This window comes from Plantibacter sp. MDV22-iso1 (genome assembly GCF_058408345.1).
Window position 1 is genome coordinate 438,435 of the sequence record NZ_JBZVDY010000001.1, and the last position, 14,195, is coordinate 452,629.

At 70.1% G+C, this 14,195-nt stretch carries 16 protein-coding genes; 9 read left to right on the forward strand and 7 right to left on the reverse strand.

Annotated features, from left to right (window positions below):
* Positions 1-95 precede the first annotated feature (95 nt).
* Together AC4PMY_RS02075 and AC4PMY_RS02080 are read left to right on the forward strand one after the other, a co-directional pair.
* On the forward strand, positions 96-320 hold the full coding sequence (locus AC4PMY_RS02075) for a DUF3107 domain-containing protein (protein ID WP_491621884.1): 225 nt from the start codon (positions 96-98) through the stop codon (positions 318-320).
* A gap of 2 nt (positions 321-322) precedes the next feature.
* On the forward strand, positions 323-622 hold the full coding sequence (locus AC4PMY_RS02080) for a hypothetical protein (protein ID WP_079705552.1): 300 nt from the start codon (positions 323-325) through the stop codon (positions 620-622).
* 75 nt (positions 623-697) lie between these two features.
* Here the strand turns inward: AC4PMY_RS02080 and AC4PMY_RS02085 are convergent, their stop codons facing one another.
* Complete coding sequence (locus AC4PMY_RS02085; RefSeq protein ID WP_491621885.1) at positions 698-1,417, reverse strand: ferritin-like fold-containing protein; 720 nt, start codon at positions 1,415-1,417, stop codon at positions 698-700.
* A gap of 136 nt (positions 1,418-1,553) precedes the next feature.
* Here AC4PMY_RS02085 and AC4PMY_RS02090 point away from each other — a divergent pair, with 136 nt between their 5' ends.
* Positions 1,554-3,113, forward strand: coding sequence for a DEAD/DEAH box helicase (locus AC4PMY_RS02090; protein ID WP_399542920.1), 1,560 nt, complete (start codon positions 1,554-1,556; stop codon positions 3,111-3,113).
* 146 nt (positions 3,114-3,259) lie between these two features.
* Here AC4PMY_RS02090 and AC4PMY_RS02095 read toward each other — a convergent pair whose 3' ends face one another.
* On the reverse strand, positions 3,260-4,114 hold the full coding sequence (locus AC4PMY_RS02095) for a PHP domain-containing protein (RefSeq protein ID WP_314139490.1): 855 nt from the start codon (positions 4,112-4,114) through the stop codon (positions 3,260-3,262).
* Positions 4,115-4,196: 82 nt separating this feature from the next.
* Between AC4PMY_RS02095 and AC4PMY_RS02100 the strand changes: the two genes are divergently transcribed.
* Positions 4,197-5,234: an endonuclease/exonuclease/phosphatase family protein gene (locus AC4PMY_RS02100; RefSeq protein ID WP_071261019.1), complete on the forward strand. Its 1,038-nt coding sequence runs from the start codon at positions 4,197-4,199 to the stop codon at positions 5,232-5,234.
* A 41-nt stretch (positions 5,235-5,275) separates the two neighbouring features.
* A complete protein-coding gene (locus AC4PMY_RS02105; protein WP_064296173.1) occupies positions 5,276-6,673 on the forward strand; it encodes an aminopeptidase P family protein in 1,398 nt (465 codons plus the stop codon).
* A 42-nt stretch (positions 6,674-6,715) separates the two neighbouring features.
* Here the strand turns inward: AC4PMY_RS02105 and AC4PMY_RS02110 are convergent, their stop codons facing one another.
* Positions 6,716-7,219 (reverse strand): YflT domain-containing protein, encoded by a 504-nt coding sequence (locus AC4PMY_RS02110; RefSeq protein WP_079705546.1) that lies wholly within the window; start codon positions 7,217-7,219, stop codon positions 6,716-6,718.
* 68 nt (positions 7,220-7,287) lie between these two features.
* Here AC4PMY_RS02110 and AC4PMY_RS02115 point away from each other — a divergent pair, with 68 nt between their 5' ends.
* The 3 genes from AC4PMY_RS02115 to AC4PMY_RS02125 are packed head-to-tail and all read left to right on the forward strand — an operon-like array spanning position 7,288 to position 10,289.
* Positions 7,288-8,601 (forward strand): magnesium transporter MgtE N-terminal domain-containing protein, encoded by a 1,314-nt coding sequence (locus AC4PMY_RS02115; RefSeq protein WP_064296171.1) that lies wholly within the window; start codon positions 7,288-7,290, stop codon positions 8,599-8,601.
* Positions 8,579-9,121 (forward strand): DUF1003 domain-containing protein, encoded by a 543-nt coding sequence (locus AC4PMY_RS02120; protein ID WP_121290016.1) that lies wholly within the window; start codon positions 8,579-8,581, stop codon positions 9,119-9,121. Before AC4PMY_RS02115 ends, AC4PMY_RS02120 begins: the two co-directional genes overlap by 23 nt.
* Entirely contained in the window at positions 9,114-10,289 is a 1,176-nt protein-coding gene (locus tag AC4PMY_RS02125) for an Mrp/NBP35 family ATP-binding protein (RefSeq protein WP_491621886.1), read from the forward strand. Before AC4PMY_RS02120 ends, AC4PMY_RS02125 begins: the two co-directional genes overlap by 8 nt.
* A gap of 35 nt (positions 10,290-10,324) precedes the next feature.
* Here AC4PMY_RS02125 and AC4PMY_RS02130 read toward each other — a convergent pair whose 3' ends face one another.
* The gene (locus AC4PMY_RS02130) at positions 10,325-10,759 is read right to left on the reverse strand and encodes a twin-arginine translocase TatA/TatE family subunit (protein ID WP_064296168.1); all 435 of its coding nucleotides are present in this window, start codon (positions 10,757-10,759) and stop codon (positions 10,325-10,327) included.
* Between the two features lie 71 nt (positions 10,760-10,830).
* Between AC4PMY_RS02130 and AC4PMY_RS02135 the strand changes: the two genes are divergently transcribed.
* Positions 10,831-11,463, forward strand: coding sequence for an O-methyltransferase (locus AC4PMY_RS02135; protein ID WP_064296167.1), 633 nt, complete (start codon positions 10,831-10,833; stop codon positions 11,461-11,463).
* A 95-nt stretch (positions 11,464-11,558) separates the two neighbouring features.
* On the opposite strand, the gene AC4PMY_RS02140 is transcribed toward AC4PMY_RS02135, so the two are convergent.
* From AC4PMY_RS02140 to dapE, 3 genes are all read right to left on the reverse strand, one after another.
* Positions 11,559-11,732, reverse strand: coding sequence for a DUF3117 domain-containing protein (locus AC4PMY_RS02140; RefSeq protein WP_079002123.1), 174 nt, complete (start codon positions 11,730-11,732; stop codon positions 11,559-11,561).
* A 103-nt stretch (positions 11,733-11,835) separates the two neighbouring features.
* Complete coding sequence (locus AC4PMY_RS02145; RefSeq protein WP_254773609.1) at positions 11,836-13,059, reverse strand: hypothetical protein; 1,224 nt, start codon at positions 13,057-13,059, stop codon at positions 11,836-11,838.
* The gene (gene dapE, locus AC4PMY_RS02150) at positions 13,049-14,146 is read right to left on the reverse strand and encodes a succinyl-diaminopimelate desuccinylase (protein WP_491621887.1); all 1,098 of its coding nucleotides are present in this window, start codon (positions 14,144-14,146) and stop codon (positions 13,049-13,051) included. The genes AC4PMY_RS02145 and dapE overlap by 11 nt, the downstream gene beginning before the upstream one ends.
* Positions 14,147-14,195: the final 49 nt, after the last annotated feature.

The window sequence follows — 14,195 nt, forward strand, 5'->3', positions numbered from 1 at the left end:
CGGCGTTCCGCTGTTCGCTGACAGCAGCCGGCCCGCGCCGGTCGGAGGACCACGACTCCCGTAGTCTTGCCCTACGCAACCGAAAGGCACTCAAGGTGGAAATTCGCATCGGAATCCTCAACAGCGCTCGCGAGATCGGCTTCGAGACCTCGCAGCCCGCGTCGGAGATCGAGCAGGCGGTCAAGACCGCGCTCGAGACGGACGCCAAGCTGCTCGCACTCAAGGACGACAAGGGCACCAGCTACCTCATCCCGACCGCGGGCATCGGCTACGTCGAGCTCGGAACCGAGGAGTCCCGCCGCATCGGATTCGTCGGCTGACCATGGAACTCCTCTTCGTCGTGCTCGGCGGCGCCATCCTCGGTCTCGCCGTCCGCTACCTCCTGCCCGGCCGCGACCAGCACGGCGCAGCCCTCATCCCGGCGGTCGCGACGCTCGTCGCCGCCGTCGTCTGGGTCGCGGCGACGTGGGCCGGCATGGCGTGGGACGGCGGCTGGATCTGGGTGCTCGCCTTCGGCGCGTCCGTCGTCGTGAGTGTGGTGGTCGACCTCGTGCTCGTCCGCGTCCGCACCTCGTCGGACGAGGCGATGCTGACCCGCTTGCAGCAGGGCGTCGCCGCCTGACCCGAGGCGCTCGATCGATCGACGCCGTCGCTCCAGCCGGAGCGGCGGCGTCGTCGTGTCGGAGTGGACGACCGGTCAGGCCGTGAGCCCGAGCGCGTCCATCCGTCTGGTGTGGTTCGCGATGAGCTCCGTGTAGACCGGTTCGACCCGGGCGTCGTCCGGCAGCGCCTTGCTCTCGGTGACGAGGGCCGACCTGGCGACGAGCATGGTGTCGCCGAGCAACCGGCGGCCCCACATCGCGAGCGTCGAAGCGCGCTCCGGGTGCGATGCGATCACCCGGTGCAGGATCCCGACGAGCGGGTCCTCCTCGGGACCGGGGGCGACGATCGCAGCCAGATCGCGGGCGTCCGCTCCGTCCAGGCCGCGCGCGAGCTGCGCGAAGAACTCGTCGAGGAAGCCCCGCGCCACGAGGACGCCCAGCAGGAGTTCGTCCCAGGTGCCGGTTCGCAGGATCGCCTGGAACTGGTCCCGCGTGCGTGCGTAGGGTTCGAGCACGGCGCCCGGGTCGTCGCTCGTCCTCCGGAGCCACGCGAGCAGCGCCTGGTGCTTGCGCAGCGCCGTGGCGGCGGCCTCGGCGACTGTCTCCCGATCGGCGTCGTTCGGAGCGTGCTCGACCGCGAACGACAGCGTCATGAAGAACCCGAGCTGCAGTTGCGCCACCTGACCGAGGTAGTCCGCGGTGCTGGGCGCGAGCTCGTGGAGGTCGACGCGGGTCGCCTGGACGGCGTCCTCCCGCGAGCGCAGACGAGGCGTCTGCGTGCCGGGACGCCGACGTCGTGCAAACCAACGAGCCATGCGACCACCCTATCCGCAGCACGCCGATCGCCGTGTTCCGCGCGCCCAGCGGCCTCTCGGGACGTCCCGGGTAGAATAGCCGTGCCCCGGCGTCGGATCGGGGCCCTACACCTGTGTGCAATCGAAGGTGTAGACCATGACTGCACTGACAGGTATCTCCGTGACTTTCTCTGATCTCGGTGTCGACCAGGACATCGTCGACGCCCTCACGTCCAAGGGCATCATCGAACCATTCCCCATCCAGGAGCAGACGATCCCCCTCGGGCTCGCCGGCCAGGACATCATCGGCCAGGCCAAGACGGGCACGGGCAAGACCTTCGGGTTCGGCATCCCGATCGTCCAGCGCCTCGGCCTCGACCCGGCTCCCGGCGTCAAGACCCTCGTCGTCGTCCCGACCCGTGAGCTCGCCGTCCAGGTGTCCGAGGACATCGAGATCCTCATCTCGAACCGGTCCACGACGCTCGTCTCCATCTACGGCGGCAAGGCCTACGAGGGGCAGATCGAGCAGCTGAAGGCCGGCGCCCAGATCGTCGTCGGCACGCCCGGCCGTCTCATCGACCTCAACAACCAGCGTCTCCTCGACCTCTCGGGCATCACCGAGATGGTGCTCGACGAGGCCGACAAGATGCTCGACCTCGGCTTCCTCGCCGACATCGAGAAGCTCTTCTCCAAGACCCCCGCCGCGCGTCACACGATGCTGTTCTCGGCGACCATGCCCGGTCCGATCGTGGCCCTGGCCCGCCGCTTCATGAGCAAGCCGATCCACATCCGGGCGAGCGACCCCGACGAGGGGCTCACGCAGGCCAACATCAAGCACCTCATCTACCGCGCGCACTCGCTCGACAAGGACGAGGTGATCTCGCGCATCCTGCAGGCCGAGGGTCGCGGCAAGACCGTGATCTTCACGCGGACCAAGCGTGCCGCCGCGAAGCTCGTCGAGGAACTGACCGACCGCGGGTTCAACGCCGCGGCGGTGCACGGCGACCTGAACCAGGAGCAGCGCGAGCGGGCGATGGCGTCGTTCAAGGCCGGCAAACGCGACGTCCTGATCGCCACCGACGTCGCCGCCCGTGGCATCGACGTCGACGACGTCACCCACGTCATCAACCACACGATCCCCGAGGACGAGAAGACGTACCTCCACCGCGTCGGCCGTACCGGTCGTGCCGGGAAGACGGGTATCGCCGTCACGTTCGTCGACTGGGACGACCTCCACAAGTGGGCGCTCATCAACCGCGCCCTCGAGTTCGGCCAGCCGGAGCCGACGGAGACCTACTCCTCGAGCCCGCACCTGTTCACCGACCTCGGGATCGCCGAAGGCACGAAGGGCCGACTGAAGCCCGCCAAGGCCGTCGAGCCCGCTCCGCGACGCGAGGGTTCGCGGAGCGCAGGCGGACGCGACGGTTCCCGGACCGGCGGCGGACGCGACGGTTCGCGGACCGGCGGCGGTCGCGGTGGTGAGCGCGGCGGACGCGGAGGCGACCGCACCCAGCCGACCAGCACCCGGCTCGAGTCCCAGCCGAGCACCCGCGCCCACTCGCGGACGCACGACGCCGCCTCGACCGACACCGTCGACCGCAGCGCGCCTGCGGCAGGCACACACGACGGCCACGGTCCGGAGCACCGCGACGGCAACAGCGCTCCCCGCCGTCGGAGCCGGACGCGCCGCACCGCACCCCCGGCACCGACGGCCTAGATCCACCGCGCAGAACGCCCGCACCCTTCCGGATGCGGGCGTTCCGCATGTCGCGAGCGCTGCGCTCGGAGCCGGACGCCCCGTGGGCACTTCGACAGGCTCAGTGACCGGAAGAGGTCCGACGGGAGCTCCCGGCGCGCCGCGGGTCAGTCGGGCAGGACGGGCGCCGAGCCGGTGGCCTCGGCCACGATGCGTCGGACCACGTCGATGTCCGTGGTGTTCTCGCCGAGGCGGTTCGGCTTACCGGTGCCGTGATAATCGCTCGAGCCGGTAGCCACGAGGCCCAGCTCGGAGGCGATCCGGCGCACGACGACCTTGCCCTCCTCGGTGTTCTCGCGGTGCTCGATCTCGAGCCCGAACAGACCCGCATCGGCGAGCTCGCGGAAGTACGGCTCCGGCAGCATCCGGTCGCGACCGGCCGGGACCGGGTGGGCGATCACCGGGACACCACCGGCGGCGCGGACGAGCTTGACCGCCGTGAGCGGGTCGGGCGCGTAGTGCGGCGCATAGTACCCGGTGCGCGGATGCAGGATGCCGTCGAAGGCTTCACCACGGTCGGCCACGATCCCGAGGGCGACGAGGGCGTCGGCGATGTGGGGCCGGCCGACTGTCGCGCCCTCGCGGGTCTGCGCGAGGACGTCCGACCAGGACAGCGGGTAGTCGTCACCGATGCGTGCCACGATGCCTTCGGCCCGCCGGAGCCGGGACTCCCGGATCTTCGCGGTCTCCTGGAGCAGGTCGCCGTTCAGCGGATCGATGAGGTACGCGAGCAGGTGCACGCTCCGCCACTCGTAGCGGGTGCTCAGTTCCATTCCGGGGAGCAGGGTGATGCCCTGGCGACGCGACTCGACGGCCGCCTCGGCCCAACCGGCGGTGGAGTCGTGGTCGGTGAGGGCGATCGTGCCGAGCCCTGCGGCACCGGCAGCGCGCATCAGCTGCGTCGGCGTCTCCGTGCCGTCCGAGACGCTCGAGTGCGTGTGCAGATCGGCGGGGCCGTGCATGTCTCGAGCGCTCACCACGCTTCCACCCTAGTCGCAGGTCCCGCCCCGAGGACTCCCAGACCGCTCGCCTACGCTGACGCGGGTGCTGAAGACCGTCGGTGGCGTCATCGCGGCCGTGCTCGCGATCGCGACCACGGCCCTGCTGGTCGTGGCCGTCCTCCCCGGCCTGTTCGGTCTCGAACAGGCCCAGGTCGTCGTCCAACTGAGCGCGTTCCGCCTCGTCGTGGCGATCGCCGCCGCCGGCGGCGCCCTCCTCTGCCTCGTGACGACGATCCTGGTCCGGGGATCCCGCCGCGTGCTCCCCGCCATCCTGGCGGTCGTCCTCGCCGCGGTCTCGGTCACCGGCGCCGTCGTCACCGCCAACCGCGGGGTCGACGATCAGATGGTCGCCGGTGAGGCGACCGATCTCGCGGATCAGGTCACGGTCCTCGCCTGGAACACCCTCGGCGACGCCGTCGACCCCGGGACGATCGCGGCGATCGCGGTGCGTGAGGGCGCCGACGTCGTCGCCCTCCCGGAGACCTCGTCCGACACCGCGGCGGTCGTCGCCGCCACGATGACCGCCGCCGGACGGCCGATGGTGGCGCATTCGACCGCCGCCGACGCAGGAGGGACGAGCCTCCTCATCAGCACCGGACTCGGCGAGTACGCGGTCCGTGCACCGACGGCGACCGGGCCGACCGCCATCGAACGCTCAGAGACCCTCATCGCCGATCCGGTCCTCGGTCGCGGACCGACCCTCGTCGCCGTCCACACCACGGCCCCACTACCGAGTCGGCTCGACGACTGGCGTTCGGAACTCGCCGATCTCGCCGACCGCTGCACCGACGACGCGGACATGATCATGGCCGGTGACTTCAACGCGACGCTCGACCACCTCGCCGGATTGCGCGGCGTCGGCGACCTGGGCGCATGCCACGACGCCGCCGCGGCCGACGCGGCAGCCGGGCTCGGTACCTGGCCGACCGAGCTCCCGGCGGTCCTCGGCGCGCCGATCGACCATGTCATGGCGTCACCGGGATGGGTCACCGTGTCGGCTCGCGTCCTCACCGACGTCGACGGCACCGGCAGCGATCACCGGCCCGTGGTCGCGACGCTGCTCCCCCGCACGGCGGGCTGAGCGACGGGCACCTGTCGCCACCGCAGTGCGACAATGGAGGCATGGCGACTTCCGCAGACACATCCAGTTCGAACACCGTCCAGACCGAGGCGACCTCCAACCGGGCGGCCGCCTGGTCCGAGGGCTTCCGTGCCTTCATCGGCACCGGGTGGGCGGACCGCCCCGAGGTCCTGCCGGAGCCGCGGGAGACCGCCGGCCTGGCAGCGGCTCGTCGTGAACGCCTGTCCGCTCAGTTCCCCGGTCAGCGTCTCGTCCTCCCCGCGGGCGGGATGAAGCAGCGGTCGAACGACACCGACTACCTGTACCGGGCGCACTCCGCCTTCTCGTACTACACCGGCTGGGCGGCCGACACCGAACCAGACAGCGTCCTCGTGCTCGATCCCGAGGGGTCCGGCCACACCGCGACCCTGTACTTCCGAGAGCGAGCGGGCCGCGACACCGACGAGTTCTACACGAACGCCGCGATCGGCGAGTTCTGGATCGGTGCACGTCCGTCGCTCGCCCAGGTGGCAGCCGACCTCGCGGTCACGACCGCCGACCTCTCGGCGTTCACGGCCGACGCCGCCGATCTCACGGTCGACGTCGACGACGAGCTGACGCGCGCCGTGTCGGAGATGCGCCTCGTGAAGGACGCCTACGAGATCGCGCAGATGCGTCTCGCCGTCGACGCGACCGCGCGCGGCTTCGACGACGTCATCGCCGAACTCCCGAAGATCCTCGCTCACGAGCGCGGCGAGCGCATCGTCGAGGGCGTCTTCGCCGGGCGGGCTCGCGCCGATGGGAACGGCGTCGGTTACGAGACCATCGCCGCCGCAGGACCGCACGCCTGCATCCTCCACTGGACACGCAACGACGGACGGGTCGTCCCGGGCGACCTCATCCTCATCGACGCCGGCGTCGAGCTCGACAGCTACTACACCGCCGACATCACCCGCACGCTCCCGGTGTCCGGCACGTTCACCGAGGTCCAGCGCCGGGTCTACGAGGCCGTCCGCGAGGCGGCCGACGAGGCCTTCGCCATCGTCCGCCCCGGCATCCGGTTCCGCGAGGTGCACGCGGCCGCGATGGCGGTCATCGCACGCAAGACCGCCGAGTGGGGCCTGCTCCCCGTCACCGCTGAGGAAGCCCTCCTGAAGGAGAACGAGCAGCACCGGCGGTACATGGTGCACGGGACGAGCCACCACCTCGGCACCGACGTGCACGACTGCGCCCAGGCACGTCGCGAGATGTACGCCGACGCCGTGATCGAGCCAGGCATGGTCTTCACCATCGAGCCCGGCCTCTACTTCCAGGTCGACGACCTCACGGTCCCCGAGGAGTACCGCGGCATCGGCGTCCGGATCGAAGACGACATCCTCGTCACCGAGGACGGCGCGGAGAACCTCTCCGCCGGCATCCCGCGCACCGCGGACGAGGTCGAGGCCTGGCTCGCGCGCTGAGCCCGTCCGTCGGGCGACGGCTCGGAGCCTGGCGCGGCTGGATCAACCCGCGTCGGTCTCCGGGCCGCGCTCCAGGAGGTTGCGTGCACGGTTCGCGAGCTCACCGCCGACGATGAGGTCGTAGCGCGTCGCGACGACGAGCGTGGCCGAGGTGTACTCCTGCCGCTTGCGGGTCACCGAGTACGACACGATGCCGAACAGCATGCCGAACGCGGCACCCATGAGCACTGCGGCACCGAGCAGCATGAGGTTCGTCTCGGGGTTGAAGATGACGAGGACGAGCCCGAGGAACAGTCCGAGCCAGGCACCGCTGACCGCACCGGCTCCCGCAGCACGGCCGTAGCTGAGGCGACCGGTGACGCGTTCGACGCTCTTGAGATCGCTGCCGACGATCGAGATCTCCTTGACCGGGAAATCGGTGTGGGCGAGCGACGAGATCGCGGCCTGCGCGGACTCGTAGCTCTCGTAGCTGGCCACCGTCTCGCCTCGCGGGATGACGCCGAGCGCCGGGGCGCCCTTCCGGCCGAACTGTCGCGGATCACTCATACCTCCATCCTCTCACCCCGCCCGGAGCGGGCACTCCAGGCCGACCACCGGCGGGTAGGTTAGTAGTCGTGAGTGCAACCAGAGTGTTCGTCGCCAGGCTCGCCGGGTGCACCGTCTTCGACCCCGCGGGCGATCGTGTCGGCAAGGTCAGGGACGTGCTCGTCGTCTACCGCACCGGCAAACCACCGCGGGTCGTCGGCCTCATCGTCGAGATCCCCGGCAAGCGCCGCGTGTTCGTCTCGATCGGCCGCGTGACGAGCATCGGTGCCGGGCAGATCATCACCACGGGACTCATCAACGTCCGCCGGTTCGAGCAGCGCGGTGGCGAGGTACGCGTGATCGCCGAACTCTTCGGCCGACGTGTCGTCTTCCGGACCACCGGCGAGGAGGCGACGATCGAGGATGTCGCCATCGAGGAGCAGGGGCCCGGCGAGTGGCAGGTGTCGCAGCTGTTCGTCCGCCGCCCGAAGACCACCGCCTCCCCCTTCGTGAAGGGCCCGACGACCTTCGCCACCTGGAACGAGCTGCGCGAGGAGCAGGAACTCGGCGAGGCGCAGTCCGCCGAGCAGCTCATCGCGACCTACGCCGACCTGAAACCGGCCGACCTCGCGAACACGCTCCTCGACCTCCCGCGCGACCGGATGATCGAGGTTGCTGAGGAGCTGTCCGACGACCGACTCGCGGACGTGCTCGAGGAGATGCCCGAGACCGACCAGGTGCAGATCCTCGGCCAGCTCGACGACGACCGCGCGGCTGACGTCCTCGACCAGATGCAGCCCGACGACGCCGCCGACCTCATCGCCCAGCTCCCCGAGGATCGCGGAGAGCACCTCCTCGAGCTCATGGAACCGGAGGAGGCGGAGGACGTCCGCATGCTGCTCCGGTTCGACCCGGAGACCGCGGGTGGTCTCATGACGACCGAGCCGATCATCCTCTCCGCCGACGCCACCGTCGCGGAGGCCCTCGCGTCGATCCGCCGCTCCGAGCTGGCTCCCGCGCTGGCCGCAGGCGTGTGCATCACCCTGCCGCCGTACGAGTCGCCCACCGGACGCTTCCTCGGGATGGTGCACTTCCAGCGGATGCTCCGTTACCCGCCGCACGAGCGCCTCGGCACGCTGCTCGATCAGAGCCTCGACCCGGTGGGCGTCCGTACCTCCGCCGCCGAGGTCTCGCGGATCCTCGCCAGCTACAACCTCGTCCAGGTGCCCGTCGTCGACGAACAGCACCGCCTGCTCGGGGTCGTGACGATCGACGACGTGCTCGACTACCTGCTCCCCGACGACTGGCGCAGCATCGACGAGAACGACGAACTCCCGCCGTCGGAACAGCGGCTCGGATCGAACGGAAGGAGGGCAGGTCGTGGCACGAGCTCCCCGCAATGAGATCAGGCTCGACGCTCCGAAGGGACTTCGCAGTTCCGTGCGGTCCATCCGCCGCGCGCCGGCCTCGCGCGACCGCTTCGGCCGCTTCACGGAGTGGATCGCGCGGGCGATGGGCACCCCGTGGTTCCTGCTCGGCCTCACGCTCTTCGTCATCCTCTGGATCGGCTGGAACACCTACGGACCGCTCGCCCTCCGGTTCGACTCCGTCGACATCGGTTTCGTCGCCCTGACGCTCGTGCTCTCCCTCCAGGCCTCCTACGCGGCGCCGCTCATCCTGCTCGCCCAGAACCGCCAGGACGACCGCGACCGCGTGCAGATCGAGCAGGACCGGCAGCGGTCCGAGAGGAACCTCGCCGACACCGAGTACCTCGCCCGTGAGGTCGTCGCGCTGCGCCTGGCCCTCAAGGACATGGCGTCGAAGGACTTCATCCGCGCCGAACTGCGCTCCCTGCTCGAGGAACTCGATCGGGATCGCACCGACCAGCCCGAACACGACGGGCCCGAGCGTCGGCGTGGCTGACGTCGGCGCGGCTGACACCGGCCTCGCCGAGCGGATCAGGACTGCTCTCGCCCGCGTCATCGACCCCGAGATCCGCAAACCGATCACCGAACTCGACATGCTCGGCCCGATCACGGTGGACGATGACGGTGCGGCCGACGTCACGATCAAGCTCACGATCGTCGGCTGCCCGGCAGCGGCGAGCATCGAGCGCGACGTGCGTGAGGCCACCGCGGCGACCCCCGGGGTCACGAGCGTCGCGGTCGACGTCCAGGTGATGTCGACCGCGGAGCGTCAAGCGCTCACGGAGCGCCTGCGAGGCGGCCGCAGCGCCCGCGGCATCCCGTTCGGCCCGGACTCACTGACCCGCGTGTACGCCGTCACGAGCGGCAAAGGCGGTGTCGGGAAGTCGACGGTGACCGCGAACCTGGCCGTCGCACTCGCCGCCAGTGGTCTGCGGGTCGGCCTGGTCGACGCGGACGTCCACGGGTTCTCCATCCCGGGGCTCCTCGGCCTGGTCGAGGACGGCGTGGCCGTCAAACCGACGCAGGTCGGCGACATGATCCTGCCACCGGTCGCCCACGGCGTGAAGGTCGTCTCGATCGGCATGTTCATCGACGCACCGACGGACGGCACCACCGCCGTCGCCGTCGCCTGGCGCGGACCGATGCTCCACCGCACCATCCAGCAGTTCCTGACCGACGTGTTCTTCGGCGACCTCGACGTCCTGCTCCTCGACCTCCCGCCCGGCACCGGGGACGTCGCCATCTCCATCGGCCAGCTGCTCCCCCACGCCGAGGTGCTCGTCGTCACGACACCGCAGCCGGCCGCCGCCGAGGTGGCCGAGCGCAGCGGCGTGGTGGCTCGCCAGACCGGGCAGCGCGTCCACGGCGTCATCGAGAACATGGCGGGTCTCCCCCAGCCCGACGGCAGCGTCCTGCAGCTGTTCGGCTCCGGAGGTGGCGAGGCGCTCGCAGCGCGGTTGTCGATCGGCCAGGACGCACCGGTACCGCTCCTCGCCTCGGTCCCGCTCAGCGTCCCGCTTCGGGAAGGTGGAGACGCCGGGCTGCCGATCGTGCTCTCGGATCCGACGGATCCCGCGGCCGCCGAGATCCTCCGGCTGGCCGGACAGCTCGCTGCGAGACCGCGTGGCCTCGCCGGTCGTCGTCTCGGCGTCAGCACGAACTGAGCCGTCCGGGTCGGACGCGTGCGACCGAAGCGGACTCAGGTGGCTTCGAGGTCGAACGGCGGCGCGGCGGTCTCTCCGGCGGCCAGCCTGCGCAGGCGCTCATCGGTCGCCGCCTGGATCGACTTCGGCTTCTCGAGCGACGGAACGGCTGCAGCGGCGGCTGCGGGAGCCGCGTCGAGCGGAGCGGTCGTCGCGACCGTCGGCGTCACCGGGGGCTCGTCGTCGAGGAGCGCCTCGCGGATGATGCGTCTCGGATCGTACTGACGTGGGTCGAGCTTCTTCCAGTCGACCTCGTCGAACTCCGGCCCCATCTCCTCGCGCATCCGGTCCTTGGCGCCGGAGGCGAGGTCGCGGAGGGTGCGGACGAGTCGCGCCAGTTGCGAGGCGTAGTACGGCAGCCGTTCCGGACCCAGCAGGAACACGGCGATGACCCCGATGATGAGGAGTTTGTCGAAGGTCAGACCGAACACGACATCAGACTACCGCGCGAGCCTCAGCTGTCGGAGCAGTTCCAGGCCATACGCTGGGATCCGGAGGCAAGGTGTCAGAACACAATCTCAACTGGAAGTACGCGGGCGACGTGGTCGTCGAGAGCGCGGCGATGCTCACGGCCCGCGCTCACGCGCACGAACTGGGTGTCGAACCGATCTCCCCGGCGATCGGCGCGCAGATCGCGGTGGTGGCCGCGGCCACCCGCGCGGAGTCCATCGTCGAGGTGGGGACCGGCACCGGCGTCTCCGGGCTCTGGCTGCTCCGCGGTGCCACGAGCGCGGTGCTGACGTCCATCGACACCGAGATCGTGCACCAGCAGCAAGCACGCGCGGCGTTCACGGAGGCCGGCATCACGACCAACCGCATCCGCCTCATCACCGGCAGCGCGCTCGACGTCCTGCCGCGGATGAACGAGAACTCCTACGACCTCGTCCTCGTCGACGGCGACCCAGGATCGGTCATCGAGTACGTCGAGCACGGACTCCGACTGGTGCGTCCCGGCGGCACCGTGCTCGTCCCGCATGCGCTCTGGCGAGGTCGCGTGGCCGATCCGGCTCAGCGGGACGAGACCACAGGACTCTTCCGTTCGCTCGTCCAGGAGATCTCCGCGTCCGACGCGGTTGTCAGCGCCCTGTCCCCCGCCGGCGACGGCCTCCTGCAGATCACCAAACCGAACCTCTGAGCCCTCCTCCGCACGACGACGAACCGGCCGCCATCCTGACTCTGAGAGCAGTGATGACGGCCGGTTCTCGACTCATGCGGCGTCGGTGACGGGGATCAGCCCGCGCTCACCACACCCGCGAGTGCATCATGCAGTTCTTGAGCCTCTGCGTCGTTGACCGACACGACGAGACGCCCTCCCCCTTCAAGAGGCACTCGCACGATGATGAGCCGACCCTCCTTCACGGCCTCCATTGGCCCGTCTCCGGTGCGTGGCTTCATTGCGGCCATGCGAGTCCCCTCTCGTTGTTCGACTGACCCCTATTATCTCGTATCACGGGGGCTCGTGATAATCCTGAGCGCGGCGAGGCGCAGGATGACGCCCGATCCGCGCTCAGGGAATGGTCCAATACGCGTTCGCGAGGCCGTACATGACGAAGATCCAACACCACTGCAGCGCCAGCGAGACGATGACGACGCCGCCGCGGTACCAGCGGTTCCGTGGGACGGCGACCGCACCGAGGAGCGGGAAGACCGGGACGAGCAGCCGGAAGACACTCGTCTGCGGGAAGAACACCGCGAAGAGGTAGAGGAGGTACGACCCCACCCACAACCGGAGGTCGGCTCCGAGCCGACGCACCGGCGGGAGGAACAGGAGCACGACGGAGCCGACGAAGACCGCTACGACGACGGCGATGCCCGGGCCATCCCCGAACCAGAACTGGCCGCCTTGGATCCAGGCGGAGAACGGGACGAGGGGTTGCTCCCCGATGAAGGCGGCCCGCCACGCCAGCTCCGTCTCGAGGTAGGCCTCCGGCGTCCCGGTGACGAGGCCGGCGATGACCATCCACGCGAATCCGGCGACGGCGGCGAGTGCCCCGCCCGCGAGGATGAGGACGACCTCCCGGCGCGCGAGCGGGTCGCGGTGTCGCGTGACGATCCGCACGATGAGATGGAGGCCCAGCAGGAGCGAGAAGGCCAGGACTCCGGGGCGGGTGAACGCCATGACCGGGATGACCGCGAGGAGCCAGCCGTACCGGCGCGTCACGAGCAGGAGCAGCGCGAGCGTCAGCAGCAGCAGGAACATCGATTCGGCGTAGGCGACCTGGAACAGGGCGCTGAGCGGGGCGATGCAGAACAGCACGACGGCGAACATCGCCCGTTCATCGCCGAGGCGGATGCGCAGGAGCCGGTGGAACAGCAGGGCCGCCCCCAAGCCACAGCACAGCGAGACGATCACGGCCATGACCGGCCACGGCAGGAAGGTGACGACCGAGAGCGCCTTGACGACCCCTGGATACACCGGCATGAACGCCCACGCGTTCTCCGCGACCCGGCCGGCGTCGTCGAGCGGCAGCTGGGTCGGGTAGCCGTACGTCGCGATCCACCAGTACCACTGTCCGTCCCAGCCGGCGGCGAGCGTCCCCAGCGAGGGGAACGCGCCGAACCGGGAGTCCGGCGCCTGCAGCAGACTCGCGACCGCGAACATCACGGTCGTCACCAGGCGGGACAACACGTACACGATGACGATCCGCCCCCACCAGGGCAGGCGGGCCCAGCGCCGGAGCATCGACGGCCGCTCCTCGACCTCGGTCGAGTGGGCCGTGTCAGCGACCATCGGGCCCGGTCAGCCAGGCGCGGAGCCCGCGCTCGCAGTCCTCGATGTGCGCGAGCGGGACGCGCTCGTCGTCGGCATGGGCGAGGAGCGGGTCACCCGGTCCGTAGTTGACGGCGGGGACGCCGAGTGCGGAGAAGCGTGCGACGTCCGTCCAGCCGTACTTCGGGGCGGGTGTGCCGCCGACCGCGGCCAGGAAGTCCTGCGCGATCGGCGCGTCGAGCCCGGGACGAGCGCCCTCCGCGACGTCCGTCTGCACGACCTCGAAGCCCGAGAAGAGCTCCTCGAGGTGGGCGAGCGCCTCGGCACCCGTCCGGCTCGGAGCGAAGCGGTAGTTCACCTCGACGGTGACGAGGTCGGGGATCACGTTCCCGGCGACGCCGCCGGTAATCCCGACCGCGTTGACGCCCTCGCGATAGACGAGCCCGTCGACCTCGACCTCCCGTGGCGTGTACGAGGCGAGTGTCGCGAGGACCGGGGAGATCGCGTGGATGGCGTTGACGCCGACCCAGCTCCTGGCCGCGTGCGACCGCTTGCCGTGGGCACTCACGTGGACGCGGAGCGTTCCGTTGCAGCCGCCCTCGACGCCGGCGTTGCTCGGCTCGCCGAGGATCGCGAAGTCGCCGACGAACAGGTCGGGACGGTTCCGCGCGAGACGACCGAGGCCGTTGAGGTCGGATGCGACCTCCTCGTTGTCGTACCACATCCAGGTGATGTCGACGACGGGATCGGTGAGCTCAGCCGCGAGCTTCAGCTGGACCGCGACGCCGCCCTTCATGTCGACCGTCCCCCGACCCCAGAGCACCGCCTCGCCGTCGCGCTCCTCGAACCGGGTCGGGACGTTGCCGTTGATCGGGACGGTGTCGATGTGTCCGGCGATGATGACCCGCTGGGCACGTCCGAGCGAGGTGGAAGCGACGACCGTGTCGCCGTCGCGCACGATCGTCAGGTGCTCGAGATCCTCGAGCGACGCCTCGATCGCGTCGGCGATGCGGGCCTCGTCCCCCGAGACGGAGGCGATGTCGCACAGCTGCTGGGTGAGTTCCACCGAGGAGACGGACAGGTCGAGTACGGGGACTTCGGCTGGCATGGCACCAGTGTATTGGCCGTCGGCCTGAGTGTTGGCCGGTACCCTGGAG

Excerpts from the sequence above, each read along its gene's own strand:
- AC4PMY_RS02110 (WP_079705546.1), bottom strand. The coding sequence starts at position 7,219 with ATGAGTGATCCGCGACAGTTCGGCCGGAAGGGCGCCCCGGCGCTCGGC.
- dapE (WP_491621887.1), bottom strand. The coding sequence starts at position 14,146 with ATGCCAGCCGAAGTCCCCGTACTCGACCTGTCCGTCTCCTCGGTGGAA.
- AC4PMY_RS02140 (WP_079002123.1), bottom strand. The coding sequence starts at position 11,732 with ATGGCCGCAATGAAGCCACGCACCGGAGACGGGCCAATGGAGGCCGTG.
- AC4PMY_RS02105 (WP_064296173.1), top strand. The coding sequence starts at position 5,276 with ATGGCGACTTCCGCAGACACATCCAGTTCGAACACCGTCCAGACCGAG.
- AC4PMY_RS02085 (WP_491621885.1), bottom strand. The coding sequence starts at position 1,417 with ATGGCTCGTTGGTTTGCACGACGTCGGCGTCCCGGCACGCAGACGCCT.
- AC4PMY_RS02080 (WP_079705552.1), top strand. The coding sequence starts at position 323 with ATGGAACTCCTCTTCGTCGTGCTCGGCGGCGCCATCCTCGGTCTCGCC.
- AC4PMY_RS02145 (WP_254773609.1), bottom strand. The coding sequence starts at position 13,059 with ATGGTCGCTGACACGGCCCACTCGACCGAGGTCGAGGAGCGGCCGTCG.
- AC4PMY_RS02090 (WP_399542920.1), top strand. The coding sequence starts at position 1,554 with ATGACTGCACTGACAGGTATCTCCGTGACTTTCTCTGATCTCGGTGTC.
- AC4PMY_RS02095 (WP_314139490.1), bottom strand. The coding sequence starts at position 4,114 with ATGCACGGCCCCGCCGATCTGCACACGCACTCGAGCGTCTCGGACGGC.